At 39.0% G+C, this 24,211-nt stretch carries 29 protein-coding genes and 1 tRNA gene; 7 read left to right on the top strand and 23 right to left on the bottom strand.

Annotated elements, in window-relative coordinates:
• Window position 1: 1 nt before the first annotated feature.
• From HU823_RS00965 to HU823_RS00945, 5 genes are all read right to left on the bottom strand, one after another.
• Window positions 2-298, bottom strand: coding sequence for a hypothetical protein (locus HU823_RS00965; RefSeq protein WP_197220831.1), 297 nt, complete (start codon window positions 296-298; stop codon window positions 2-4).
• The gene (locus HU823_RS00960) at window positions 298-720 is read right to left on the bottom strand and encodes an acyl-CoA thioesterase (protein ID WP_144700584.1); all 423 of its coding nucleotides are present in this window, start codon (window positions 718-720) and stop codon (window positions 298-300) included. Before HU823_RS00960 ends, HU823_RS00965 begins: the two co-directional genes overlap by 1 nt.
• Window positions 721-806: 86 nt before the next feature.
• Window positions 807-1,043, bottom strand: a complete 237-nt coding sequence (gene tlp / locus HU823_RS00955) for a small acid-soluble spore protein Tlp (RefSeq protein WP_066393949.1) — start codon at window positions 1,041-1,043, stop codon at window positions 807-809.
• A gap of 69 nt (window positions 1,044-1,112) precedes the next feature.
• Window positions 1,113-1,622: a hypothetical protein gene (locus tag HU823_RS00950; RefSeq protein ID WP_144700586.1), complete on the bottom strand. Its 510-nt coding sequence runs from the start codon at window positions 1,620-1,622 to the stop codon at window positions 1,113-1,115.
• Between the two features lie 107 nt (window positions 1,623-1,729).
• A complete protein-coding gene (locus HU823_RS00945; RefSeq protein ID WP_066241162.1) occupies window positions 1,730-1,873 on the bottom strand; it encodes an acid-soluble spore protein N in 144 nt (47 codons plus the stop codon).
• Between the two features lie 144 nt (window positions 1,874-2,017).
• Here HU823_RS00945 and HU823_RS00940 point away from each other — a divergent pair, with 144 nt between their 5' ends.
• Window positions 2,018-2,149 carry an FbpB family small basic protein gene (locus HU823_RS00940; RefSeq protein WP_370629970.1) on the top strand — a complete coding sequence of 44 codons (132 nt, stop codon included), beginning with the start codon at window positions 2,018-2,020 and terminating at the stop codon, window positions 2,147-2,149.
• Between the two features lie 42 nt (window positions 2,150-2,191).
• Here the strand turns inward: HU823_RS00940 and acnA are convergent, their stop codons facing one another.
• A complete protein-coding gene (acnA, locus tag HU823_RS00935) occupies window positions 2,192-4,918 on the bottom strand; it encodes an aconitate hydratase AcnA (RefSeq protein WP_144700588.1) in 2,727 nt (908 codons plus the stop codon).
• A gap of 282 nt (window positions 4,919-5,200) precedes the next feature.
• On the opposite strand from acnA, the gene HU823_RS00930 reads away from it, so the two are divergent.
• Together HU823_RS00930 and sspO are read left to right on the top strand one after the other, a co-directional pair.
• Complete coding sequence (locus tag HU823_RS00930) at window positions 5,201-5,389, top strand: DUF378 domain-containing protein (RefSeq protein ID WP_144700590.1); 189 nt, start codon at window positions 5,201-5,203, stop codon at window positions 5,387-5,389.
• A gap of 81 nt (window positions 5,390-5,470) precedes the next feature.
• Window positions 5,471-5,641 (top strand): small acid-soluble spore protein O, encoded by a 171-nt coding sequence (gene sspO, locus HU823_RS00925; RefSeq protein WP_144700592.1) that lies wholly within the window; start codon window positions 5,471-5,473, stop codon window positions 5,639-5,641.
• Here the strand turns inward: sspO and HU823_RS00920 are convergent.
• Window positions 5,638-5,895 (bottom strand): hypothetical protein, encoded by a 258-nt coding sequence (locus HU823_RS00920; protein WP_144700594.1) that lies wholly within the window; start codon window positions 5,893-5,895, stop codon window positions 5,638-5,640. The genes sspO and HU823_RS00920 overlap by 4 nt on opposite strands.
• A gap of 282 nt (window positions 5,896-6,177) precedes the next feature.
• Here HU823_RS00920 and HU823_RS00915 point away from each other — a divergent pair, with 282 nt between their 5' ends.
• Window positions 6,178-6,318, top strand: a complete 141-nt coding sequence (locus HU823_RS00915) for a small acid-soluble spore protein P (RefSeq protein WP_066393930.1) — start codon at window positions 6,178-6,180, stop codon at window positions 6,316-6,318.
• A 51-nt stretch (window positions 6,319-6,369) separates the two neighbouring features.
• Here the strand turns inward: HU823_RS00915 and selA are convergent, their stop codons facing one another.
• Window positions 6,370-7,749, bottom strand: a complete 1,380-nt coding sequence (selA, locus tag HU823_RS00910) for an L-seryl-tRNA(Sec) selenium transferase (RefSeq protein ID WP_197220830.1) — start codon at window positions 7,747-7,749, stop codon at window positions 6,370-6,372.
• Between the two features lie 51 nt (window positions 7,750-7,800).
• Window positions 7,801-8,037, bottom strand: a complete 237-nt coding sequence (locus HU823_RS22065) for an Rdx family protein (RefSeq protein WP_305069400.1) — start codon at window positions 8,035-8,037, stop codon at window positions 7,801-7,803.
• Between the two features lie 93 nt (window positions 8,038-8,130).
• Between HU823_RS22065 and selD the strand changes: the two genes are divergently transcribed.
• Window positions 8,131-9,186: a selenide, water dikinase SelD gene (selD, locus tag HU823_RS00900; protein ID WP_197220829.1), complete on the top strand. Its 1,056-nt coding sequence runs from the start codon at window positions 8,131-8,133 to the stop codon at window positions 9,184-9,186.
• A gap of 39 nt (window positions 9,187-9,225) precedes the next feature.
• On the opposite strand, the gene phnC is transcribed toward selD, so the two are convergent.
• The 5 genes from phnC to selB are packed head-to-tail and all read right to left on the bottom strand — an operon-like array spanning window position 9,226 to window position 14,550.
• On the bottom strand, window positions 9,226-9,969 hold the full coding sequence (phnC, locus tag HU823_RS00895) for a phosphonate ABC transporter ATP-binding protein (RefSeq protein WP_144700600.1): 744 nt from the start codon (window positions 9,967-9,969) through the stop codon (window positions 9,226-9,228).
• Between the two features lie 8 nt (window positions 9,970-9,977).
• Window positions 9,978-10,736 carry a phosphonate ABC transporter, permease protein PhnE gene (gene phnE, locus HU823_RS00890; protein WP_197220828.1) on the bottom strand — a complete coding sequence of 253 codons (759 nt, stop codon included), beginning with the start codon at window positions 10,734-10,736 and terminating at the stop codon, window positions 9,978-9,980.
• 9 nt (window positions 10,737-10,745) lie between these two features.
• Window positions 10,746-11,639 carry a phosphate/phosphite/phosphonate ABC transporter substrate-binding protein gene (phnD, locus tag HU823_RS00885; RefSeq protein WP_197221355.1) on the bottom strand — a complete coding sequence of 298 codons (894 nt, stop codon included), beginning with the start codon at window positions 11,637-11,639 and terminating at the stop codon, window positions 10,746-10,748.
• A gap of 22 nt (window positions 11,640-11,661) precedes the next feature.
• Window positions 11,662-12,657: a glycosyltransferase gene (locus HU823_RS00880; RefSeq protein ID WP_197220827.1), complete on the bottom strand. Its 996-nt coding sequence runs from the start codon at window positions 12,655-12,657 to the stop codon at window positions 11,662-11,664.
• Complete coding sequence (gene selB / locus HU823_RS00875) at window positions 12,658-14,550, bottom strand: selenocysteine-specific translation elongation factor (RefSeq protein WP_197220826.1); 1,893 nt, start codon at window positions 14,548-14,550, stop codon at window positions 12,658-12,660. It abuts the gene before it with no gap.
• A 401-nt stretch (window positions 14,551-14,951) separates the two neighbouring features.
• Here selB and HU823_RS00870 point away from each other — a divergent pair.
• Together HU823_RS00870 and HU823_RS00865 are read left to right on the top strand one after the other, a co-directional pair.
• Window positions 14,952-15,048 (top strand) — tRNA-Sec (locus HU823_RS00870).
• A gap of 28 nt (window positions 15,049-15,076) precedes the next feature.
• A complete protein-coding gene (locus tag HU823_RS00865) occupies window positions 15,077-15,502 on the top strand; it encodes a DUF2621 domain-containing protein (RefSeq protein WP_186320526.1) in 426 nt (141 codons plus the stop codon).
• Between the two features lie 49 nt (window positions 15,503-15,551).
• On the opposite strand, the gene HU823_RS00860 is transcribed toward HU823_RS00865, so the two are convergent.
• From HU823_RS00860 to sirA, 9 genes are all read right to left on the bottom strand, one after another.
• On the bottom strand, window positions 15,552-16,016 hold the full coding sequence (locus tag HU823_RS00860) for a CcdC family protein (protein WP_144700612.1): 465 nt from the start codon (window positions 16,014-16,016) through the stop codon (window positions 15,552-15,554).
• Between the two features lie 2 nt (window positions 16,017-16,018).
• Window positions 16,019-16,477 carry a Na(+)/H(+) antiporter subunit B gene (locus HU823_RS00855; RefSeq protein WP_260858765.1) on the bottom strand — a complete coding sequence of 153 codons (459 nt, stop codon included), beginning with the start codon at window positions 16,475-16,477 and terminating at the stop codon, window positions 16,019-16,021.
• Window positions 16,478-16,501: 24 nt separating this feature from the next.
• Window positions 16,502-17,212, bottom strand: a complete 711-nt coding sequence (locus HU823_RS00850) for a cytochrome c biogenesis CcdA family protein (protein WP_144700616.1) — start codon at window positions 17,210-17,212, stop codon at window positions 16,502-16,504.
• A gap of 104 nt (window positions 17,213-17,316) precedes the next feature.
• A complete protein-coding gene (locus HU823_RS00845; RefSeq protein WP_231607231.1) occupies window positions 17,317-18,162 on the bottom strand; it encodes a M15 family metallopeptidase in 846 nt (281 codons plus the stop codon).
• Window positions 18,163-18,598: 436 nt separating this feature from the next.
• Window positions 18,599-20,401, bottom strand: coding sequence for an ABC transporter ATP-binding protein (locus HU823_RS00840; protein WP_197220825.1), 1,803 nt, complete (start codon window positions 20,399-20,401; stop codon window positions 18,599-18,601).
• Window positions 20,398-22,149, bottom strand: a complete 1,752-nt coding sequence (locus HU823_RS00835) for an ABC transporter transmembrane domain-containing protein (protein WP_197220824.1) — start codon at window positions 22,147-22,149, stop codon at window positions 20,398-20,400. Before HU823_RS00835 ends, HU823_RS00840 begins: the two co-directional genes overlap by 4 nt.
• Before the next feature lie 127 nt (window positions 22,150-22,276).
• Window positions 22,277-23,323, bottom strand: coding sequence for a tRNA 2-selenouridine(34) synthase MnmH (gene mnmH / locus HU823_RS00830; protein WP_197220823.1), 1,047 nt, complete (start codon window positions 23,321-23,323; stop codon window positions 22,277-22,279).
• A gap of 89 nt (window positions 23,324-23,412) precedes the next feature.
• Window positions 23,413-23,631: a YneF family protein gene (locus HU823_RS00825; RefSeq protein ID WP_137789584.1), complete on the bottom strand. Its 219-nt coding sequence runs from the start codon at window positions 23,629-23,631 to the stop codon at window positions 23,413-23,415.
• A 77-nt stretch (window positions 23,632-23,708) separates the two neighbouring features.
• On the bottom strand, window positions 23,709-24,149 hold the full coding sequence (gene sirA / locus HU823_RS00820) for a sporulation inhibitor of replication protein SirA (RefSeq protein WP_144700622.1): 441 nt from the start codon (window positions 24,147-24,149) through the stop codon (window positions 23,709-23,711).
• Between the last annotated feature and the right edge of the window lie 62 nt (window positions 24,150-24,211).

The raw sequence follows: 24,211 nt of genomic DNA, 5'->3' as shown, positions 1-24,211 counted from the left end.
ACTATAAGAACTTTTGAAGTTCTCCAATTCTTCCTTCACTTTTCATGATCTCTACTTGCTTATCCCCAATAAGGTCGTAATGGGGGTAAGCATCTCGTTCATGAATCCACTCTTCTTTTAAACCGTAAGTTCTTCCCCACTCTGATAATTTTTTTCGATCGTTACAGCCTACTTTTGTTACACTCTTAGCTGTTGGAAATCGCGGATCATACCAAAAATGGGTGAGGAATGCGATGTGTCCTGCCTCAACTTCACCTTTCCATCTCTTTAAGTCAGCTCGTTTTATTCCGAATGCCATTATTTTGATGAGCTCATTTCTAGGTAGGCTTCATGCCAATCAGGAAAATATTTTTTAATTGAGATCGGTCGAAAATTTTCTTTTTTCACACAAACATGAGTGGATTCGCCTGTAACACATAATTCGTTTTCGTCATTAAAGATCTCATAATAATAAATAACTTTGATCCCTGAATATTCTTTTACGGCTGTTTTAATGTGAGCCTTTTGTCCATAAGTTAATGGTTTTTTATAGGACGCTTGAATGTCTGTTACAGGAGAAAGTATACCTTCTCTTTCCATGTCTGCATATTTAAAGCCTAAATGTTCGATCAGCTTTGTTCTACCGATTTCAAACCATACTAAATAGTTTGCATGATAGACGACACCCATCTGATCTGTTTCTGCATATCTAACATCAACGCTGCTCTCAACAAATTTCATATATCATCTGTTTCCCTTCGTGTTGTCTTTTCTTAACACTTTAGTAGAAATTTAAAAAAAAGACCAGCAATATGCTGGTCTTTCTCTTATTGAAGGTCGTTACCTTCTCTATAAGCCTTTTCTTCTTGAATCTCATTTTGAAACTGCTCAATGGATTCTTGTCTATGTTGATTCTTCTCTTTGATCTGCTCTTTTTGGCTTGCTGTCAATTCAGTGTTAGCCGCAGTCTGGTTAGCTTCTGAGATGTTCTGTTCTGTGTTTTGGACCATTTGTTCTAATCGTTCAACATTATTGCTTCGATCGTCTCGGTTTGGTTTGTTCATGATGATTCTCCTTTTTTAAAAAAAGTTCGTACCATCTTAGTCTGTACAAGTAACCGATTGAATTATTCTTTAGTTTTTTTGCAATAGAATAGGACTCATGTTTTGAACGCTGAATTGACATAGGTCAGTGAGATATTTCCAATATTCTACTACACTGTCGTCTTCTAGATTCTTCATCGTGATCTCTAGCCAAGCTAATTCTTCGGCAAGCCTGATCGATGAACCAATCCAGTATTTTTTGTTTTTCACAGTAATCTGAAACGGTTCTTCAAATCGAAAAGGAAGATAGAACCCTTCTGTGTTCGGATGCAGGATAATATGCTGATAGACGGTTCCTTTTGTAAGCTTGGCATAGAACAAAAATACCCCATCGTTCTTTGCTGCCGCTTTCTTTAACTTTTCAAGCGTTTCAACATTTCCTAGTTCCATCGTTGTAATTTCTTTATCCCAGTTCAACTCTTCACGAAAAGGAACTAGATGCCCCAATCTCTGCATTTCAATCTCTAATTGACGATATAAATAATCCTGATCATCTTTGTTATGTGATACAGGTAATGGTTTGACAGATGCCGTAATCAAACGTACCCCTCCTAATTCTTTCACTACATACACTTTTTCGACAAAATCTTTCGTATATGGGAGTCAAAAGAAAAAATTATGGAGAGGTATTTTTTAGAAAGCAAGTGTTATTTCCCTTTAGGTGGTACATAATCTGCATGATCGTGCGATTTATTAGCCATCTTTTTTCCATTATTGCTGTTGCTCTCACGTGGCTGAGTGCCGATATGATTTGGAACGAAATCTTCCGGAAAGCGTTTTGGATTACTCAAAGGTCCTACCTCCTTTCGTCTTCTTTTTACTTTTCCATTAATCAAAATCAACTATTCATCAGTAAACTGGCAATTATTTTTTAATGTCTGATTATTTCGATTTCATCTTGGTTATATTGATATTATCCCAATGAAGAGGTGTCAATGATGAGGAAAAACAGAAAAATGAACTTCAAAGAACTCGTGAGTGAGAACAAAAGGCAACTTCTGAAAGATGAGTCTTACATTGAACAACTTGAGATCAAACTTGACGAAAAACATATGAAGAAAGCATAAAAAAATCCTTTGCCTAAAACGAATTGGCAAAGGATTTTTTTATTAGTTTTGAGTTTGAGAAGAATGAGCAAGCTTGTTACGAAGTACCATTGGAAGGATACCACCATGACGATAGTATTCAATTTCAACTTCGCTGTCAAAACGTGCTACAACTTCAAATGTTTTCTCCGTTCCATCTTCAAAAACAGCTGTAACTTGAACAAGATCACGCGGTTTAACCGTTTCATCAACGGAAACTGTGAATGATTCTTTTCCTGTAAGTCCAAACGTCTCAGCATTCTCACCATCTTTGAATTGAAGAGGCAGTACACCCATCAACACAAGGTTTGAACGGTGGATACGCTCGAAGCTTTCAGCAAGTACAGTTTGAATTCCTAGTAATGTAGTACCTTTTGCTGCCCAGTCACGAGAAGATCCCATACCGTAATCTTTTCCTGCAATTACCATGAGGCCCGTACCGTTCTCTTTGTATTTCATCGCAGCATCATAGATGCTCATCACTTGGTTAGTTGGCCAGAAAGTAGTCCATCCACCTTCAGTACCAGGAGCAACCGCGTTACGAATACGAATATTGGCGAAAGTACCACGCATCATTACTTCATGGTTACCACGACGAGAGCCGTAAGAGTTAAAGTCGCGTGGCTCTACACCGTTTTGAATCAAGTATCTGCCTGCAGGAGTATCTTTTCCGATCGCACCAGCTGGAGAAATGTGGTCAGTTGTAACAGAATCCCCGAATTTAGCGATAAGCTTTAGATCTTTAAGAGGTTGGATCTCTTTAAGTTCTGCAGAAAGCTCTTCAAAGAATGGAGGGTTTTGAATGTATGTTGATGATGTATCAAACCCATATAATTGGTCAGCTGAAGTCTTCAGTTCGTTCCAACGTTCGTTCTCATCAAATACACGCTCGTATTCCTTCTTGAACAATTCTGGAGTTACTGCTTTCTTCATCGCTTCATTAATCTCTTCTGTTGAAGGCCAGATATCTTTAAAGTAAACTTCGTTACCCTCTTTGTCTGTTCCGAAAGAATCAGATTGAAGGTTGAAATCTACAGTTCCAGCTAGTGCATACGCTACTACTAACGGTGGAGAAGCTAAGTAGTTGGCTTTTACAAGCGGGTGGATACGTCCTTCAAAGTTTCTGTTTCCTGAAAGTACTGATGTTACAGTTAGATCGTTCTTAGAGATCGCATTTTCAACTTCAAGCGCCAAAGGACCTGAGTTACCGATACATGTTGTACAACCGTAACCAACAAGGTTGAACCCTAACTGATCCATATAGCTCATTAAGCCTGCTTCTTCTAAATAACGTGTAACAACTTTAGATCCTGGTGCTAAAGATGTTTTTACATAGCCAGGAACTTTTAAGCCTTTTTCAATCGCTTTCTTAGCAACTAATCCAGCTCCTAACATTACGTATGGGTTAGAAGTATTCGTACAGCTTGTAATTGCAGCGATTGCAACTGCACCAGTCTTCATCGTAGAAGTTTCGTTGTTCGAATGCTTCACGGTAACTTCTTTGTTGATCTCATCAGCTGTTAACCCGAACCCGGCATTTCCTTGTGGAGCTACAAGCGCTTTATTGAAGCTGTCTTTCATTTGTGATAAAGGAATCAAATCTTGTGGGCGTTTTGGTCCTGACAAGTTTGGCTCAATTTCAGAAAGATTGATTTCAACAACGTCTGTAAATTCAGGATCAGCATCTCCTGCTGTGTAGAACAATCCGTTTGCTTTGCAATACGCTTCTACAAGCTGGATTTGCTCTTCTGTTCTACCTGTTAAGCGAAGGTAGTTTAAAGCTTCTTCGTCAACTGGGAAGAAACCACAAGTCGCCCCATATTCAGGAGCCATATTTGAAACTGTCGCACGGTCTGCAAGCGGCATATCAGCAAGTCCTGGACCGAAGAACTCGACGAACTTCCCTACTACTTTCTTTTCACGCAATACTTGCGTTACTTTGAGTGCAAGGTCTGTTGCAGTCGTTCCGTTTGGAAGCGTTCCAGTTAATTTAACACCGATTACTTCTGGAACTGGGAAGTAAGAAGGCTGTCCTAACATGCCTGCTTCTGCTTCAATTCCACCAACACCCCAGCCTAATACTCCAAGACCATTGATCATTGTTGTATGAGAATCTGTACCTACTAATGAATCAGGGTAAGCAATAGTTTCACCTTCAGATTCACTCGTAAGAACTACAGGCGCTAAGTACTCTAAGTTAACTTGGTGGACAATACCTGTCGCAGGAGGAACTGCACGGTAGTTATCAAACGCAGATTGAGCCCAGCTCAAAAGTTTGTAACGCTCTTCATTTCGAGCAAATTCAAGGTTCATGTTGAAAGCAAGTGAATCTTGAGTACCTGCTTTATCAACTTGTACAGAATGGTCAACTACAAGATCAACTGGAATTTCAGGGTTGATCTGAGAAGGGTCTCCACCCATATCCTTCATGGCTTTACGAAGAGAAGCTAGATCAACAACAGCAGGCACTCCTGTAAAATCCTGAAGAATAACACGTGAAGGCTTAAAAGGAACATCGATATCTCTTAGCTCACTCGTGCCCCACTTTGCAAGATTTTCAACATGTTCTTTGTTGATTACTTTTCCATCAAATTGTCTTAATACAGATTCCAATAATACTTTTACAGAGTAGGGTAATTTTGATACGTTACCAATTCCCGCTTCTTCTAACGCTCCTAAACGGTAATAGCTATATTCCTTACCGTTCACATCAAAAGTAGAACGGGCATTAAATACATCATTTCTTTTCATGTTCCACTCTCTCCCTTCACTAACAATCATACACGATTATGAGAAAAATTGTCGAAAAAATGTGTTCAATTTCAGAGTCATTTACACAAAATCTTTTTTTCCCTCTATAATCATACGTAAAACCCTTTCATAAGTAAAATAGTTAATGGTTATCAATCGACATAAGTTTTTCTTATGGTATAAATATCACCAGTATCTTCCTGCTTGCATATAGTAAATTACGTAATACTTCTTTTTGTTTTCCCATAATTACCACGCTTAAAAAGATCGGAGGGAAACAGGATGGAATGGTTAAAAAAACTTGCCGCTTTACTCGTGTTGATCGGAGCATTGAACTGGGGAGCAATCGGTCTTTTTGATTTTAACGTTGTGACAGAAATTTTTGGAAGCGCTACCACTGTTACAAAAGTTTTATACAGTTTGATCGGCCTTTCTGGTGTCTGGCTGTTACTCAGTAAATATAAATCTTGAACGTAAAGAAGCACTCCTTTTTTTGGAGTGCTTCTTCTTTTTGATATTGCACAAACTAAATGTAACGGAGGTGACAAACAAATGGGAAGAAATAAAGCAAATCACTCGCGTCCTGGAATGAATGCAGCAAAAGCTCAAGGTAAGGGAGCTGGATATGAGACAGAATTCGGTAATGAGGCATTATCCTTACCTAATGAAAAGTTAAGTGAAGCTGAGCGTCAAAACAATAAGAAAACGAAGAAAAGACATTAAGGTTTTGGAAACTGACTTTGAAGTTGTTGCAGCTCATTTAGAAAGCTCTCTAACTGAGGCTGTTGATGTTCAGAAGCTGTTTCCATTGCGTTCTGTATTTGTTGACAAGCCTTTTCGTTTTCGGTCATAAAATGAGAATAAAAAACACCATATTCACTATTTGACGCGTCCAATGTTTTTGAGATATCCATTGCATGGTGATAACCTTGTTCAGCAGCTTGATATGCTTGTTGCTTGTTTTTATGATAGGGCATAATTACCATCCTTTGTTTTGATATACCTTTAACGTTCCAATATTATCTAGAATTATTCAATAAATCACTTTCAATTGTCGATTTAGGTGTCCATAAAAAGACATCATTGATAAGTTGGTTGGAGTGTAAGGTGTGAGACTCCTGGGGGATCAGTGGGACAGGTGAGACACCTAAGGGCGCATAGCGCCGAGGTGGTTCACCGCCTGCCCCCCGGAAAGCGAGCACCTGAAGCGGAAATCAACTGCTTTCAAAGCAAGCAAGATAGAAAATGGAGGCTTTATTATGGGAGAGCATAATACGTTTAAAGATATTCGAAAGAACGCTCCTAAAGGAGAGAACCCTGGACAACCAGCTCCTATGAGTGGTTCTAAAAAAGTAAAGCAACGTAATCATACGGGACAAAACCGTGGAGAAGGCAGTTAAATAAAATAAAACAACAACAGGGACCGACAGATAATCTGTCAGTCCCTGTTCTTAATCGATCGAACGTATTGCATCTTCAACCGTCAAAAGCTCATTATCGGAAATCGTTCTAAGATCGAGAAGAACTTCTTCACCTTTGATCCTCACGATAATGGGGGTGCAATAGTTCCGAAAAGCTCTTGCTAGGTAATCTGCTCCTTTAAAGTGTTTAAGTCCTAAACAAAAAGTTGGCAACTTCACATCCGGCATTGTTCCTCCCCCAACTTGAGAGAATTCTTCTATAATTCGGATATGCAAAGAAGAATGATCTTCCACTTTTCTTTTTAGTCGCCATACGACTTCTCTGATCTCTTCAGGAGTTTTCAAAATATCTCTGACCGTAGGAATTTCTTTATATTCTTCATTCATATACGACCGCAACGTTTCGTTTAATGCAGCAATCGTAAATTTATCCACTCTTAAAACACGAGCTAGCTGATGCTTTTTCAATATCTCGATGATCTTTTTCTTACCTGCAATTATTCCAGCTTGTGGGCCGCCTAAAAGTTTATCTCCGCTAAAAGACACTATATCTAATCCATTATTAATAACGGAGGAGATCAATGGTTCATCACCGATTCCTTCAGACTGAAAAGGATAGAGAGCCCCACTTCCAAGATCTTCGTATATAATCAGCTCTTGATGATCCTTCTTCAACTGAATCAACTCACTTGAAGGAACTTCTTTCGTGAACCCGATCACCTTAAAATTACTTGTATGAACCTTCATGATCATACCAGTTTCATCATTCAGCGCTCTTTCATAATCAAAGAGATGCGTTTTATTCGTCGTTCCAACCTCACGGAGTTTCGCTCCACTTTCTTCCATAATAGAAGAGACACGAAATGAGCCTCCTATTTCAACCAGTTCACCTCTTGACACGATGACTTCTTTGTTTTTAGCTAGCGCTTTAAGGATCAAGTAAACGGCTGCAGCATTATTGTTCACGACCATCGCTGCTTCTGCACCTGTCACTTGTTTAATTAGATTCTCTGTCAGGTCATGCCTGGAACCTCTTTTTCCTGCTTCCAAATTATATTCTAAATTCGAGTACATTCTTGCTGTTTCACTCATCCGTTCTACACTTTTCTCACTGAGTCTGGAACGTCCTAGATTTGTATGTATAACGATTCCACTGGCATTAATCAAGGAGCGGATCTGATCAGTGGGATGAGTTAAGTTAGACTTTGCAGAATTTTTGACGAGTGACCTCATATCAGTTTTCAAGTCAATAGCATGGCGGTCGTTAAGAATAGTCTTCCGCCAATGTTTGATCGCATCTTGAACCGCTCTTGTTATTTCCTTTTCCGGTTTGCCACTCACTTCAGAACTGATATCTTTTACTACCTCATGCACTGCAGGTAGCTGCCTTAATAGATCAGATTTTGACAAAATGAAGCTCCTCCTTAAGGGTATAACGATCCCTTAGGGAGGGCATCGTTTTTAAGCCATTAATTTTTCTAAATGTTGTATGATCAGATCATGATCCGGAAATTCTCCGGTCTCTTTTTTCGAATAAATCTTTTCGCCATTGACGTTTACTTCAAACACTCCCCCAGAGCTAGGGATCAGTTCGAGAGATAAAATTTTAGAACGAAAATGGTTGAACAGGTCCTCCGCGAGACTCGCGGCTTTTGGTGCAAAGTTTCACATCATGCAGAATTCAATGGATACTTTCATTTTTCATCCTCCTTTTTTAAGACTATTTTAGTATATCCTTAGGCATTTCACAAAAATAATGTTTATACTAACAAAAGGAGGTGTCGTTTCATTATGACAAGTAAAGACAATGTTAAGCTTACTCACCTTTCCTCAAAAGGTGGTTGAGGCTGTAAAATTGGTCCAGAAGACCTGGCGCAAGTTTTGCGTCATCTACCAAAACGTGAAAATGATCCTAACCTTTTAGTTGGTTTAGATACCTCAGACGATGCAGGAGTCTACAAGTTAACGGATGACCTAGCTATGATCCAGACTGTCGACTTCTTTACACCAATCGTAGATGATCCATACATGTTCGGACAAATTGCGGCTGCCAATTCACTTAGTGATGTTTACGCGATGGGAGGACAGCCTACAACGGTAATGAATATAGTAGGTTTTCCGATCAACACTCTCGGTCACGATGTTCTTGCTGAAATCCTTAAGGGAGCAGCCGATAAAGTGAAGGAATCTGGTGCAGTGCTGGTTGGAGGACACTCGATCGATGATTCAGAGCCTAAGTTTGGTCTTTCTGTAACAGGACTTGTTCATCCATCAAAAGTATATAAAAATGTTGGTGCGAGACCTGGAGATGTTCTTGTGTTAACAAAACCAATCGGTGTGGGTATACAAACCACAGCGATAAAAAAAGACAAGCTTTCCGCCGAGCAGCTTCAACTAGTCAGCGAAACGATGGCAGCACTGAATAAGACTGCTGCTGAATGTTTAGAAGGTCTATCTCCAAACGCTGTCACAGATGTAACTGGATTTGGTCTCCTTGGTCATGCGACTGAGATGGCAAAAGGTACAGGAAATGTTACAATCGTGATCGATTATGACCGAGTTCCACTTTTACCAGGCACATCAGAGCTTGCTCAAGAGGGAATTGTTCCTGGTGGTTCAAAAGCAAATCATCGTTGGATAAAAGATGATGTCCAATACGGAAACGACCTTACCCTGTGGCAGCAATGGATCTTATGTGATGCTGTAACTTCTGGCGGTTTACTCGTAAGCCTTCCTGAAAGTGAAGCTCTAGAATATGTGAAGAGACTTCACACTAATGGAATAAATGACGCTAACATCGTCGGTCGTGTTCTTGCATTCTCTGAAAAACCAATCAAAGCCAATTAAACAAAAAAACTCCGGGTTCGGAGTTTTTTTGCGTCCATTTTAAGATGAATGGTTATAGATGTCTGCATAGACCTTATCATCAAATTCTTCAGGTGTTCCGTCAAAAACGAGTTTTCCGTCCTTAAGCGCAATGATTCTTGTGGCAAATTTCTTAGCGAGAATGACGTCGTGCACGTTAATAATTGACACAAGATTTCTTTTTACATGAGTTTTTTTTAATAATTGAAAAATCCGATCAGCCGTTCCAGGATCCAAACTCGCAACAGGTTCGTCTCCTAAGAATACTTTCGGATTTTGAACGAGTGCTCGAGCAATAGCAACTCTTTGTTTTTGTCCGCCGCTTAACTTCTCAACTCGTCTTGTTGGTTCAACCGTTAGTTCAACCTGATCGATCGCTTCTAGAGCTTGCAATCGATCACTGGATTTAAACAATCCTAACAAGTTCTCATAAGATTTTTTGTATCCAAACAGACCTGTTAAGATATTCTGAACAACGCTCATCCTCGGAATTAAGTTAAAATGCTGAAAGATCATACCTGTTTTCCGGCGAACTTCTAACGTTTCTTTGTGAGTCATCTCACTTAACGTTTTATCTTCCCATTTCACATAACCTTCAGATACAGGCTGCAACCCGTTAATACATCTGATAAATGTTGATTTTCCTGCACCGCTTCTTCCTAAGACACAAACAAACTCTCCCTTTTGAAAAGTAATATTCACATCTGCTAAAGCAGGTTCTTTAGCACCAGGATACGTGACAGATACACCCTTAAATTCAATCATATTATCACCTAAATCACCTTTTCCCGAATTTTGCTGCCAATATAATCCACCATGATAACCATGATCATGATGAGTAGAACGTCAACCGAGACGAGTTGATATTGAAACGTTTTAAAATGAATAAACAACTGTTGACCGATTCCCCCTCCTCCAATCAAACCTAAGATGAGGGAAGTACGAATAGCGACCTCAAATCGGTAGAAAAATTGAGAGAGGACATTCGGCCATATTTGTGGTAATACTGCAAAAAGATTCCCGATCCATTTCCTTGCCCCAACTGCCAGCATCGCTTCCATCGGACCCTTATCAGCCGACTCGATCAGCTCTGATATCAGCTTTCCTAATACTCCGATGTTATGAAATATGATGGCGATAACGGCAGGAAACGGGCCAAGTCCAAGCGTTGTTAAAAGAATTAAACCGAAAACAAATTCAGGTACTGATCGTAAAAAGCTAAGTAAGATGCGAGTTACGGAATAGACAAAGCGATTTCTACTCGTATTTCGAGCCGCCATAAAGCTTAACGGAAGTGCGATAATCAGACCGAATAAACTCCCCAAAAATGCAATAGCAATCGTTAACAAACTTTCTTGAAACAGAAACGGCAGACTTTCTGTGTTCATCGGAAACCATTTCGACAGAAAGTCACCCATATTCTGAAAATCTCTAAACTTCGAAAGATCAAACTCTGTTAGTTTCATGCTTCCTATCACGAGTAAGCTTAAGCATAATAGAATTAAAAACTGGCTCCTCTTAAACCAAACCATGGTTCCCCTCTATTCTTGAATGGTACCCTCTTTAATCGCTGCTTTTCGGATACTCTCGTAATCCTTGTTGTCTGCTTTCGTAAACCCAGTTGCACCAAAGGCATCTAGTATCTCTTTATCTTTAATATCTAAAAAGATCTGCTGAAGTTTCTTCATCGTTTTCTCATCTGTTCTTTCAGATACAGCCCATGGATATTGGAACAATTTCTCTGACTTCCAGATCACTTTAAACTGATCTCCGTCAATTGCTCCTTCTTCGATCAATTTATCATAGATAGCGCTGTCGATCGCACCAACATCTACTTGTTTGTTTTGAACAGCAAGTGCGGTCGCATCATGTGAACCGGTAAACCTAACATTATTAAAATCACTATCAGATTCACTTCTATAGATGCCTTCATCTTTTAATTTGATACTAGGAATCAATGAGCCTGAAGTTGAAGAGGGGTCACCAAAAGCAAACCTGACATTCTTAACATCTGATGCCATATCCTCAAAACTTTCATACTTGCTGTCTTTATGCGTGATTAAATAAGAATAGTAGAACGGTTCACCTTTGATCAGTTGAGTTACGATCGCTTTCGCTCCACTCTCTTCATGAGCGACAACGTATGTAAGAGGTCCAAAATAAGCCATGTCGATCTTATCATAGTTCATCGCTTCAACTACACCGTTGTAATCTGGATAAGATGTGATCTTAACTTCACGGTCCATTTTCTCACTAAGCACTTTCTGAAGCTTATCAAGCGCACCCTTCATCTCACCCTCTGTTTGTGCTGGGATTACCCCGATCGTAAAGACCTCATCTTTATTTGGTTTTGAATTTTTCTTATCTTCATTATTCGTTCCGCAAGCTGATAAGAATAGCATCATAGTCAGCAACAATAAACTAAGTTTTTTCATCATACTCTCTCCTTTATCCTTATTAATCTTTATATAATTCCATATAAGAGTCTATCTCTTTCTTTATAGTGTGGTTCTCTTTTATGGTTTGATACCCATGGTCACTTAGTTGTTTATACGTTTTATTATCAGAGATCACTTTTTTTATAGAATGATATAATCCTTCTTGAGATTGAAACAGCAATCCGTTCATTCCATGCTGTATGATGCTAGCGTTTCCTACATTATTTCTAGCAATTACAGGCTTTTTAAAACTCATCGCTTCTAAAAGTGCTGACGGCTGCCCTTCTGAGATCGATGTATTCAGAACAACATCTCCCCATTCATACAGCTTCTTCATTTGACCGAGTTCTACTTCGGGCAGATAATGCAACCAATCATACTTTTTTTCTGCCTTCTTCACTCGTTCGAGCTCTTCCTCATCTAAGTTTGCTCCTACTAGTAAAAAGCAGAGTTCAGTGAAATCTTCAGACAGCCTAATCAAGCTTTCCAAAGCAAAAAGAACATCTTTTACCGGGCGAATTCCAGCTGGCAGTAACAATTTTGGATAGCCCTCTGGTAGATTCAATGGTTGAAGCGTTTCGTCAGTAGTAGGTAAATAAATACTTTGGGGGATCACATGTACAGATTTATCACTTAGTCCATAATCCTTTACGAGCATTTGTTTAGCTTGTTGAGTAAAAACAGCGATAGCTTTTGCTTCACGCAACATAGGTAGATATCTTTCTTCGTCTTCTATTAATGAGTGGTTGAGATCTGTTCCTCCAGAGGTAACGATATAAGGTTTATCCAACGTAACCTCATTTTTTTCAGCCCATTGAACGAATCTAGAAAAATGAAGGATGTGATACATTTCCGCTTTCTCCATATATTCAAGAAGAGTAGGATTGACATTTAATTCTTCATAGGGAAATAAATAAAACTCCACTTTCCGAGACAATGCATGTTCTAGCCGTTTGGCCGTAGTAGAATTACCACGGTTCTGTTTATAATATGGAGTGAAAAAAACAACTCTCAATTATTGCACCCATTTCCTAAGATTAGATTCTCGCATCGTATACCCTAAAGAATCCATACATTCCAAGATCGGTATTAAAAACTTTCTTGATGTATGAAGAACCGCCTTAGCATCCTGCACAGAAAAGGCTGAATCCGTATTGACTCTTAAGTGTTCAACTGCTGAATCAAATGCCTTTTTACTCAACATCACTTCATCAAATAGCATGACCACTTCATTAGTCTTAATTAAATAATACTTAAACTCATGATAAAGAGATTCTGGAAGTTGTTGTGAGTTATAGATGTTCTCTAGGTCATCCGGTTCAAGCTGCGCTTCTTCCAAGGTGGTCAGAACATTCGCCATCCTTTTCGCCCATTTTTCTGGATAATGTGGTTTGAAATGTGATAAATGAACAAAATGGTCCGTGATCGAAACAGTTGAATCTGTTACCCATTTTTCAAGAAGCGTGTTAACTATCTTTGGATTTACTTCATTTTGGAATGATTGAACAATTTCTGCCTTTGGAATACCTTGCCTTAAACTATACTCACTATGGAAGTTTTGAAGTTTGTTCATGATGCTAGATTTAATATGCTGTACCGTAGAATGAGAAACCAAATAATTCTGCATTCGTTCAACAGAACCTTCACTAAGTAGTTCGTCTAACGTGTGTTGAAGAATTTCCTCATCCATTCCACTAGATCTCCTAAGTTCCAATTCTGTCATCGATCCTACTTTATTAAGCAACTGTAGGACCCGCTCACCAGGAGTTCCTTTATGTTTACTTTTCAATCGTTCGATGGTCTCCGCTCCAAATCGATAAACAGATCCTTTCGGGTCGATAACTTCTCCTCCGCCAATTGTTTCCTCAGGAGTTGGTCTTCTTAAGATGAAACGATCACCTCGTTTCGTTACGACCTCTTGATCTAATCGAACTTGACAATATATTTGATCTTCATTGACATCAAGCTCATTTCGGTCAAATAGGACGAGTTTACCCATCACTTCAGATGTACCACTATAAAACTTCACAAGCGAGCGCTGTTTCAACTTTCCTTGCCAGCCTTCTCCCGTTGATAACACGAGATCGATAGTGTTCGTGGTCGAGTAGACATTCGGTTCTACTAGAACATGACCTCGTTTCCAATCTGCTCTAGAACCTCCTGAAAGGTTTAGCGCTGCTCTTTGTCCCGCTCTAGCGGAATGAACATCTTGTTTATGCACTTGTAGTTTTCGAATCTTCACTTTATGGTTACCTGGCTGAACAAGAAGTTCATCGCCTTCTTGTACCTCACCTTCATAGACCGTACCTCTTACAACAGTACCTTGTCCTTTTACCGTGAAGATGTGATCGATCGGCATGCGAAATGCCCCTTGTGAAGATTTAACAGGTGTGTCTCTTAATAGGTAAATGATTTCATTTTTCAATTTCTCTATTCCTGCAGAAGAAACACTGTCTACAAAATGTATTGGAAAATGTTCAAAAACCGATGAGTTTGTAAGTTCCAAAATGTCTTCTTCAACTAAGAACCTCATCTCTTCATCAATCATATCTGACTTTGTAACTACGATAATTCCCTTTTCAATGCCCAAGTAGGAAAGAATTTCAAAGTGTTCTCTCGTTTGAGGCATCACACCTTCATCTCCCGCGATCACAAGGAGCACTAGATCGATTCCCGCCACACCAGCGATCATCTGACGAATCAGTTTCTCATGGCCAGGTACATCTACAATAGAGGTATGCAGATCTTTTGTTAACGGAAAAGGCGCAAACCCTGGTTCGATCGTGATCTTACGGGCTTTTTCTTCCTTGAGTGTATCTGTATCGATCCCACTTAAAGCTTTTGTTAGCGTCGTTTTTCCGTGATCAATGTGTCCGGCCATTCCAATCGTATAATATTTTATCGTCATATGTTTAACCACCTATATGTACATACTCTTTTACACTTTATGAAAAGGAGATGTAAAAAACAAGGATAACGCATTATTCATTGTTGAAAAATAGCGAAGTTTACCTGTTTGAAATTATTTCCCAGATCACCATGAACTGATGTATATTTATTCATACCTGTATACCCACAGGTTATCCACAGAACAAGTTATTCACACTTGTCCACAGGCCGAACTGTTACAGTTGATTAATTTAACTGTTATAGTGTTAAACTGTTATAGTTGAATATTTCCTCTGTTACAGTCATGCTCCACCACAGTTCGACAAATGCATTCTCCCCTATCGTAAGGAAAGAGGCTCAAGTCTTGTCCTACTAGGGTAAAATGCTGTATAATGCAATAGCGAGCTAAGGAATCTATATGGGGCCAGATGTGTAGCTGGTGCTTGCCTGGGTCTTCAAAACCTTTTGGGAGGCGCGTGCCGTCTCCGGTGGGTTCGATTCCCACATGGTCCCGCCAAAAAATTTATACATATGAGGTGGACGCATTGTCTGGATGGTTCATCACTTTTATCGTGTTATGGTCCGTTTTTTTATTTACCATGTTTGCAATCGGCGGATATTTTATGTTCCGGAAATTCTTAAAACGATTACCTAAAGAAGACGGAAAGTCCATTTTAGATTGGCAAGAACATTACATCAACCAAACTATTCATCTATGGACAGATGATCAGAAGAAGCTTTTAAACGAATTAGTAGCCCCGGTACCTGAACTCTTCAGGGATGTAGCTAAAGAAAAGATAGCAGGTAAGATTGGCGAATTAGCATTGCAAGAAAATGCAAGTTCAATGTCACAAGACTTAATCATTCGCGGCTATATTATCGCTACACCAAAAAGAGATCACAAGTGGTTGATCAAGACACTAAAAAAGAAAAACATCGACATCAAACCTTATCATTCTTTACTCGCATAAAGAACCCCCTGAATCATGAGATTCAGGGGGTGTTTTTTGTTATTCACGTTTACATTGCGATCTCGTTTTTCTTTTTATTGAACAAAACAAGCATAGCAAGTCGCCATGGCAAAATCATTCCAAACGCAACAATAAAGAATAACGAACTTGTTTCAAAGATCGATATCGTCGAACCAATATACCACTTTAGAGCTAAGCGGATGGCAAACAATCCGATTATGATAAAGATAAAGGCTTTCGATCGAACTAAGTATACATGATCACCTTTAATCTCGAACTTGCTTGTCATGATAAGAAATATCGAAAACATTAAACCAACTAAGAACGCCTCCCCCGCTTCCGTCCAGGTGATGTGAAAAGCGGGAATCACGAACTGTAGAAAACCTGTACTCATAGCCAATGGAGGTATGATGATTCTTTTGGTCGTCACCGGTTCTCTTGTTTCTTTCATTCGGAAGTTAAAAATAATCACTGCCATGATGATGGCAAAGCATGTACTCGCAATAAAAAACACAGTTAGTTCCCTTCCCCTACTTCTTTCTCGATCTTATCTTCTGCAATTGAGAGGATAATGGTCATCGTCACACCGATTACTGTCAAATATACACCTAAGTCAAAGAGCATTGCTGTAGCGAGTTCAGTCTTTCCTAACAGAGGAAGTTGAAAATAGCCAAAACTATGACTCAAAAACGGAACACCCAAAACAAAGGAACCTGCACCGGTCAGTATAGCGATCAATAAACCAGCTGCTATCATGTACGTAAAGTTAATCGGCAAGATTCTATGTACAGGTTGTAATCCGTAGGAAACATAGAGAAGAAGAAATGCTCCTGCTCCCATCAATCCTCCGATGAATCCTCCTCCAGGTGCATTATGTCCTGAAAAAAGCATGTTAATTGAAAAAGCTAGAATAACAAAAACAATAATATTTGTTGTTGTTTTTAAGATAAGGTCATTCGATCGTGAATGCATGATGTATATCCCCTTTCCATTTTACTCTTAAAAACCTTTGAATCCTCCAAACACACGGTTTGTTAAAAATGAAGTTAATTGAGTCAGCCAATCAAAGTATAGAAAGATTCCCATGATGACCATAAGAGTTCCGCCTACCACCATAAACTGACGATTGAACTTTTTTATTACCTTTAGTTTATCCAAAAAGAAGCTTAAAACAAAGAAAGGAACAGCAAATCCTAAAACATAAGCGACCATATACGTCATAGATGCTGCTGGATTTGATACTCCAAGCGCAATAACGCCTGCTAGAATCGGACCCATACAAGGTGTCCACCCTGCCGCAAAACCAATTCCGATCAATACGGAACCCAGATATCCAGTAGGACGAGATTGAAACCTGACTTTCTTATCCTTCATCAAAAAAGTAGGAGTTATGAATCCTATTACAACTAGTCCGAAAAAGATTATAACAATAGCCCCGATCTGTCTTAGCAAAGTTTGATATTGTACGAATAGATCACCGATAATCGTAGTAGATAGACCAAGGAAAAGAAATATGATCGAAAAACCTATTAAAAAAAATGTAGTATGTAAAAGTGCCGTTTTTCTAAGCATTGCGTTTTCTTCTTTAAGTTCCTGAACAGAGATCCCGGTTATGTAGGATAGAAAAGCAGGATACAACGGTAAACAGCAAGGTGAAATAAAGGAGAGCAAGCCAGCTCCAAAAGCAAGCAGAATATTAAGATCGGTCATTTTTTTAGTAAGCTCCTTTTTACAGTTCTCTCTCTATCTTAAAGGGAATATCCATTTTGTTCAAACATAAAGAAAGACAGCTTTGAAAAAAGCTGTCAGATATTTTATGGTTTTTGTAAATACTCTTCGAGCGTAATACCCTGCTCGTGAATTTTTTTAGCATGATCCACACCAACATACCGTAAATGCCAAGGTTCATATTGATATCCCGTAATCTCTTCTTTTCCTTTAAGATATCTGATGATAAACCCATACTTATGCGCATTTTCAGCGAGCCATTTTCCTTCTTTTGTCTCACCGAACGCTTCTACAAGCTCAAAGTTCACTTCTTGAGAAGTCACGTCCATTGACAATCCTGTCTGATGCTCACTCTGACCGGGTCTGGAACTCGTTTTGTTCGCTACCTCTTCTCCTTTTTGCTCCGCGTTAAAAGCAAAGATGGATACTTGAGTATCATATGAGCGATAACCTGATTGAGCTAGCAGCTCCAGGCCATCTTCTTCCGCTGCCTTAAACAATACTTCTAGGGAAAGTGCAGCTTCTTTTCTAAGTTTTTTCTTAGGCAGATCCTCTTTAAACGGGAACGGAACATTAGGTGTAACTAAATCTTTCGGTTCATAATCACCTGGTAGGTTTCTTTCCTTGTTTGCAACAATTAAAAGATCGTCTAAATTCTGTACGACCGCTTTTCCGTCACCGGATGCTGTTACCGTCTCTTCTAACCACGGTAGATCAGTCTCCGCTGAAGGTTGTTCATCAGGAGTTTCATTTTTGTTTTCATCATTTGGTTTTGGTGTAGTCTGCTCGTTCGAAATCTGTTTTTCGTTCTCTTCAGAGCTCTCTTCATTAAAGGTAGCATTCCATTTCTTTTCTGCCCAATCAACTGGCTTACATGCTGAAAGGACAACCATGCTGCCGATCAACATCGATGGTAATACGTATTTCTTCAAAGCATTCTCATCCTTTTATTCAGTTTGTCTGTACGTGTATGCTATCTTATAATAAAATAATTTGCAAATAAGTCAATCTTTAAAACACATGTTCATATTTTCGAAAAATTATAGTAAAAAATAGGGACATTTTTGAATGGAGATGCGAATAAAAGTTTTTTCACAAACCTTGCATGAAAGTACTCTGTTTTCTATGTTATTTTATGGCACGTGTTTTTATATTTATTACGCGTTCACCGGTTAATTGGTTGTTTTCACCTTTAATCACTTTTTCTTCACCTTTAAAACAGGCAGGAGCACCGCTAAGACGCGCTTTACCACCTGAGATTACACCGCGCGATCACCTGAAAGCAATACACACGCAGTACAAAACAGCATTAAGAAAGACAGCTCTGTATTACGAAGAGCTGTCTTTTCGTATATATCATTTCGTTAATTAACCCACATCGTTCATAGAATCTTTTCCATGTTGTAAAAGGAACATCTTATGATACAACCCTCGCTGCCTTAATAGTTCTTGGTGAGTGCCTCTTTCGACAATTTCACCTTTATGCAACACGAGAATGAGTTCGGCGTCTTGTATCGTAGATAATCGATGAGCGATAGCAATGGTCGTTCTGCCGCTGCGCATCTTATGAAGTGCTTCTTGAATCTCTTCTTCCGTCTCTGTATCAATGTTTGCCGTCGCTTCGTCGAGTATTAAGATTTTCGGGGAAAAAGCCATCGTGCGTGCAAAAGAGATCAGCTGTCTCTGCCCACTTGAAAATGTTGCTCCTCTTTCTCCTAACTCTGTTTGATACCCCTCTGGCAACCTTTCAATAAAGGGAGCAGCTTGAACAAACCTAGCCGCATTCTTTACATCTTCATCTGTGATCGTCTGATCGTACAATCTTACGTTCTGCATAATATCACCTACAAATAAGAAGGGATCTTGCAAAACGAGCCCCATCTTAGTTCTCAACTCTTTGTTTTCAAAGTTGGATAAAGGAACGTCATCGATCAAAATCTTACCTTTATTCACTTCATAAAAACGCATGAGCAAATTGATGATCGAGCTCTTACCACTTCCGGTATGACCGACGAGGGCTACTGTTTGACCAGGCTCTGCAGTGAAAGTGATATCTTTTAGAACTTCCTGTTCTCCATCATAAGAAAAGGAAACGTCTTTAAATTCGATCTTTCCTCTTGAAATCGAAGGCGTCTCATTGCCTTTTTTAATAGGAGCAAATTCTTCTTCATCCATGACTGTAAATACTCGTCCTGCAGAAACGATCGCTTGCTGAAAGATAGAAAGGCGCATCATCATCATGTTAACCGGTTCAAAAAAGCGATCTAGATAATTGATAAAAGCATAGATCACACCGATCTCAACGGGGGAATTAAAAGATTTAATGCCAAAAAAGGATAGAATCATCAACAATGCAAACATATAGACAAGATCAACGGCAGGTCTTAGCAACAAACCATTGTATTTTATATTTCTGATCTGTGCGTCATTATGCTCTTGATTAATTTTTGCAAACTCTTTTCTTAGCCTCTTTTGCTGATTGAACACTTGGACGATTGACATCCCTTGAAGAGATTCGTTCAATTTAGCGTTCAACTGGCTAAGTTTCTCTCTCATGTCATAAAACGACCTTGAACTGTATTTACGGTATAACCACATGATCAAAACGATGAACGGTAAGATCCCTAAACAGAATAAGGCAAGTTTTACATTCAAATAGAACATGAAACCAAAGATACCAAATAAAAATACAATATTTTGAACAAACGTTGAGAGTACACTTACATAAAGATCTTTCACTGCTTCTGTATCGTTGGTAATTCTTGATACTAAACTTCCAACTGGTGTACGGTCAAAGAATTTTAATCCTAGTGAATGTACCTTTGAAAACACTTGAATCCGAAGCGTTTGAATGATATCTAGAGCGACTGATTGAAAGAGAACAAATTGTATATAATTTACGACCGCTGAGATTACGATTAATCCAATATATCCAGAAGCAAGGATCACTAAAGCTCTTTGATCGAAATTTCGAGGTGTGACAAAATCGTCGATGAACGTTTTAACGAGAATAGGACCCGTAAGTTCAGCTGCCGTCGCAACGAGTAATAGAAAGAAAGCGAACGCCAAACGCTTCTTGTGTGGTTTTGTATAAGACATGAGTCTTTTGAAAACTGACCACTGCTTCATTTGCTGCAATTCATCGAGCGTTGGTTCTTGTTCAGTACTCATTTGATTACACCTCCTTGCGAAATCAGTGTTTCCAATGCTTGTTTTTCATATGTTTCTTTGTACCATCCATCCTCATTCAATAAACTGAGATGAGTCCCCCGTTGTACGATTGTTCCGTTCTCCAAAACGATGATTAGATCACAATGCGCGATCGAAGATAGGCGATGTGCTGTAATGATCGTCGTTTGATTCTGGCGTTTACGCTTCAGTTGCTGAAGGATGGATTCTTCTGTTTTTGCATCAACAGCAGAAAGAGAGTCGTCTAGGATTAAGATTTCTGGGTTCTTAATCAATGCTCTTGCAATAGAGATCCTTTGTTTTTGTCCCCCTGAAAGTGTTACGCCCCTCTCCCCCACTACTGTTTCATAACCATATTTGAACTGCGTTATATCTTTATGAATAGAGGCCAGTTCCGCTGCTTCTTTTATTTTTATAAAAGGTGATTCAACTTTAGAGAACGCTATATTTTCCGCAATAGTTGCCGAAAATAAAAAATGGTCTTGAGGTACATAGCCGATCGAATTTCGTAAAGCATGCAATTTATAATCACAGATATCGTGATCATCTATAATAATGTCGTCTGATCTTAATTGAAATTCACGCAGCAATAGCTTGCAAAGCGTGGTTTTGCCGCTGCCTGTCTTCCCGACGACCCCAAGAGTCTGACCGCGTTTTAAAGTAAAATGAATATCACTTAAAACAGGAGTACCCGTAGTATAAGAAAATTGCTCTAGATGATATGATATATCACCTTTGGGACAGTTTTCGATTGAACCACTGTCTTCAATCTCTTCTTTTACAGCAAGAAGTGACTCTACACGATCATAAGAAGCTCTTCCTCGCTCTACGATATTAAACAGCCAGCCAAATGCAAGCATCGGCCATATGAGTAATCCGAGGTAGCTCGTAAATGAAACCAGTTCGCCTATCGTGAGTTCGTTATGCGTTACGAGAATCGAGCCATAACCAACCGCTAAGAAAAAGGAGAAACCAATGATCAGCGATATCGTTGGATCGAACAAAGAATCAACACGTGCAACAGCCATGTTCTTTTTTACAGCATCTTGGGATAGTTTTGAAAAGCTGTCGATATCATCTCTTTCTTGACCAAAAGCTTTGATTACCCTCGTCCCAGAGATGCTTTCTTGCACTTTATCATTTAGAGTCGAGAATGCTTCTTGTGCACTATGAAACCTTTTATGCAGCATCGTACCGTACTTGTTTGTTGCCCAAGCCATGATAGGTAGAGGCAGTAGACTAACAAGTGTTAGCTTCCAACTGATCGTAGTAGCCATCGCGATCAACGTGAAACCGCCCATCATCAAGGAATCCACTAAAGTCAAAACACCATCGCCTGCGGTCTGTTGAATGGCTTGCAGATCATTTGTAGAATGAGCCATCAAGTCTCCTACACGTCTTTTATGGTAGAATTCTTGTGATTTTTTTGTGAAATGTTCGTAAAGCCTATTTCTTAGTAACATAGCCAATTTAACGGCTGAACCGAATATCAAGATTCTCCAGATATAACGAAGAACATAGATGCCAATCGCAATACCGATTAATACAGCAGCATATCTCCATAATATCTCTTCGGTTATCGTACCTTCCTTAATATGATCAACAATGAGCCCGACCACTTTTGGAGGTACTAACAACCCTAATGAGACGAATGCCAGCATCACGATTCCGCCCAAATATCGCCACTTTTCTTGTTTAAAATACCACATCAATTGCAGAAAAACCCTCAACGCCCGTTCCCCCTTGTTTGCATATCAAAACAATTATAGTTTACCAATATATGAAAATTCAGAAAAGGAAAAAGTTTCACAAAAAAAGACCCTATAGTGACAGGTCTTCTTATCATGGTGATAATTGTTAACTAGATAGATGATCTAATTGGTTCTTTACTTGTGAATAGATGTCACTATAGGAATGACTAGACAGTTTAATGCACTCACTGTCATACTGTTTTTGAGCGTAATCGTACTTTGGATCATAATAGTTTTCAAGTAAGAGGGAAACTACTTTTTCGTAGTTTAACGAAATGAGGTTTTCTTGCATATTCATCATGATTGATGAAGGTATTCTTTTTGAAAGCTTATTGACTGCTTCCACGATCTCATCTTTATGCAAAACCGGTTCGTACACATTACAGATATATTGAACTCGCAAGTGAAAAGGTAAATCCACATGAATGCGAACACCACTGTACTTTCCTTCTAAAAGAAAATTGGGGACGACTACTCTTCCAATTCTTTTACTCTCTGATTCTATAATCAATGATGAAGACTTCTCCAACTTTTTAAGCCTTTCATAAAGTCTTGATTCAAATTCCTTCTGGGAAGCAGGGTGTTCTCCAATATTTCCAAAAATTGAGCCTTTATGCCCTGCCATTTCTTCAAGGTTTAAGACTGGATATCCTTCTTCTTGCAACTGCTGCAATAGTTTTGTCTTCATCGTACCGGTATGACCTTCAATTACGATAATCTTTCTTGGTTCATCAACCATCTTTTTTAGAGTAGATTCAATTTTCTTTCGATACGACCTTATACCTCCATGGAGCTGTAAGATCCCCATCCCCATCATGTTCATCGTTTCTGCAATACTTTTCGAACGAAACCCACCACGTGCGCAATAGATGACCACTTGTTTTTCTGGATGTTCTTTACTTTTTGAATGAATTTTTTTATATATGTTCGGAAGTTTGGGTGCAACAACTTGCAGTCCTCGCTCCATCGCAGCTTCTTTACTATCCTGTTTGTAGAGCGTACCTATTTCTGCTCTTTCCTCATTGGAAAAAATACTCACATTGTACGCACCAGGAATATGATACTCTTCAAATTCTTTAGGAGATCTTACATCAAAGAGCAAATAATGCTCGGCATCTATCTCATCTATGGAAATCACTTTAACGTTGTTCACTGCTATCATCCCTTTGTTGATGCATATCGCTAGCTTAAGGCGGAACGAAAACAAGCACCCGATTCTATATCAGGGTGCTTGTCCAACACTTACTTCATCTGTTTGTTCATAGCCTGCATCATTTGATTGATCTTTTTCTGACTTGGTTTCTGACCCATCTGCATCATCATCACACGCAACATATTTTCATTAATCGGTGGATTTTTTTGTAAATAACTCATCATATACTTGCGGGCAATAAAAAATCCGATCGCAACACCTGCAATCAGTGAAAGTGCACACACAAGGATTATCATACCAGTACTCATTGTAAAAACTTCCTCCTTCATGTTGTCTAGAACTAGTTTACTACAAGTTTACCTACACATACAAGATTGAAAGAGAATTAAGTGGCATAGACCATGTTCAATTTAAACGGTGAGAGCCACCCGAATTTTCTTTCGCCATAGTCCATCGCAAGAAAATAAGGTTCATATTGGCGTAACGCTTCAAATATAACCGTTTCTGCTTCAAAGTTACCGATGCTATAAAGATGTATATATTGATCAGTGAGTTCTATTCTCACGATGCTATCTTTGCAAGTCAAAGAATATGTTTCTCCTTCTGACCGCCATTCCTGCTTATCATTTAATTGGTTCCAGAAGTGTTTTTCTAGTTGAGAAACAGATAATAGAGAGGTTATGTAGCTGATCTGCTTTTGTAAGATAGTTTTAGAAATGCCATTTGAGCGCTGTTCTTCAAAAAACAACTGAAACAGCTTATTTTCCTTGCCATAATAGGAATGAGCAACTTCTTTTGTGATTAGATAAATATAAAATTCTCTCATAAACAAGCTCCTCTCCGAACATTTTCTAAAAGTATATACAAAGTACGGAAAAAAGCTTGTCT

It is taken from the genome of Fictibacillus sp. 18YEL24 (genome assembly GCF_015903855.1).
Taxonomy (GTDB): Bacteria; Bacillota; Bacilli; order Bacillales; family Fictibacillaceae; genus Fictibacillus; species Fictibacillus phosphorivorans_C.
Note: the sequence above shows the minus strand (reverse complement) of the source record. Positions and strands in the feature narration are given on the sequence as shown.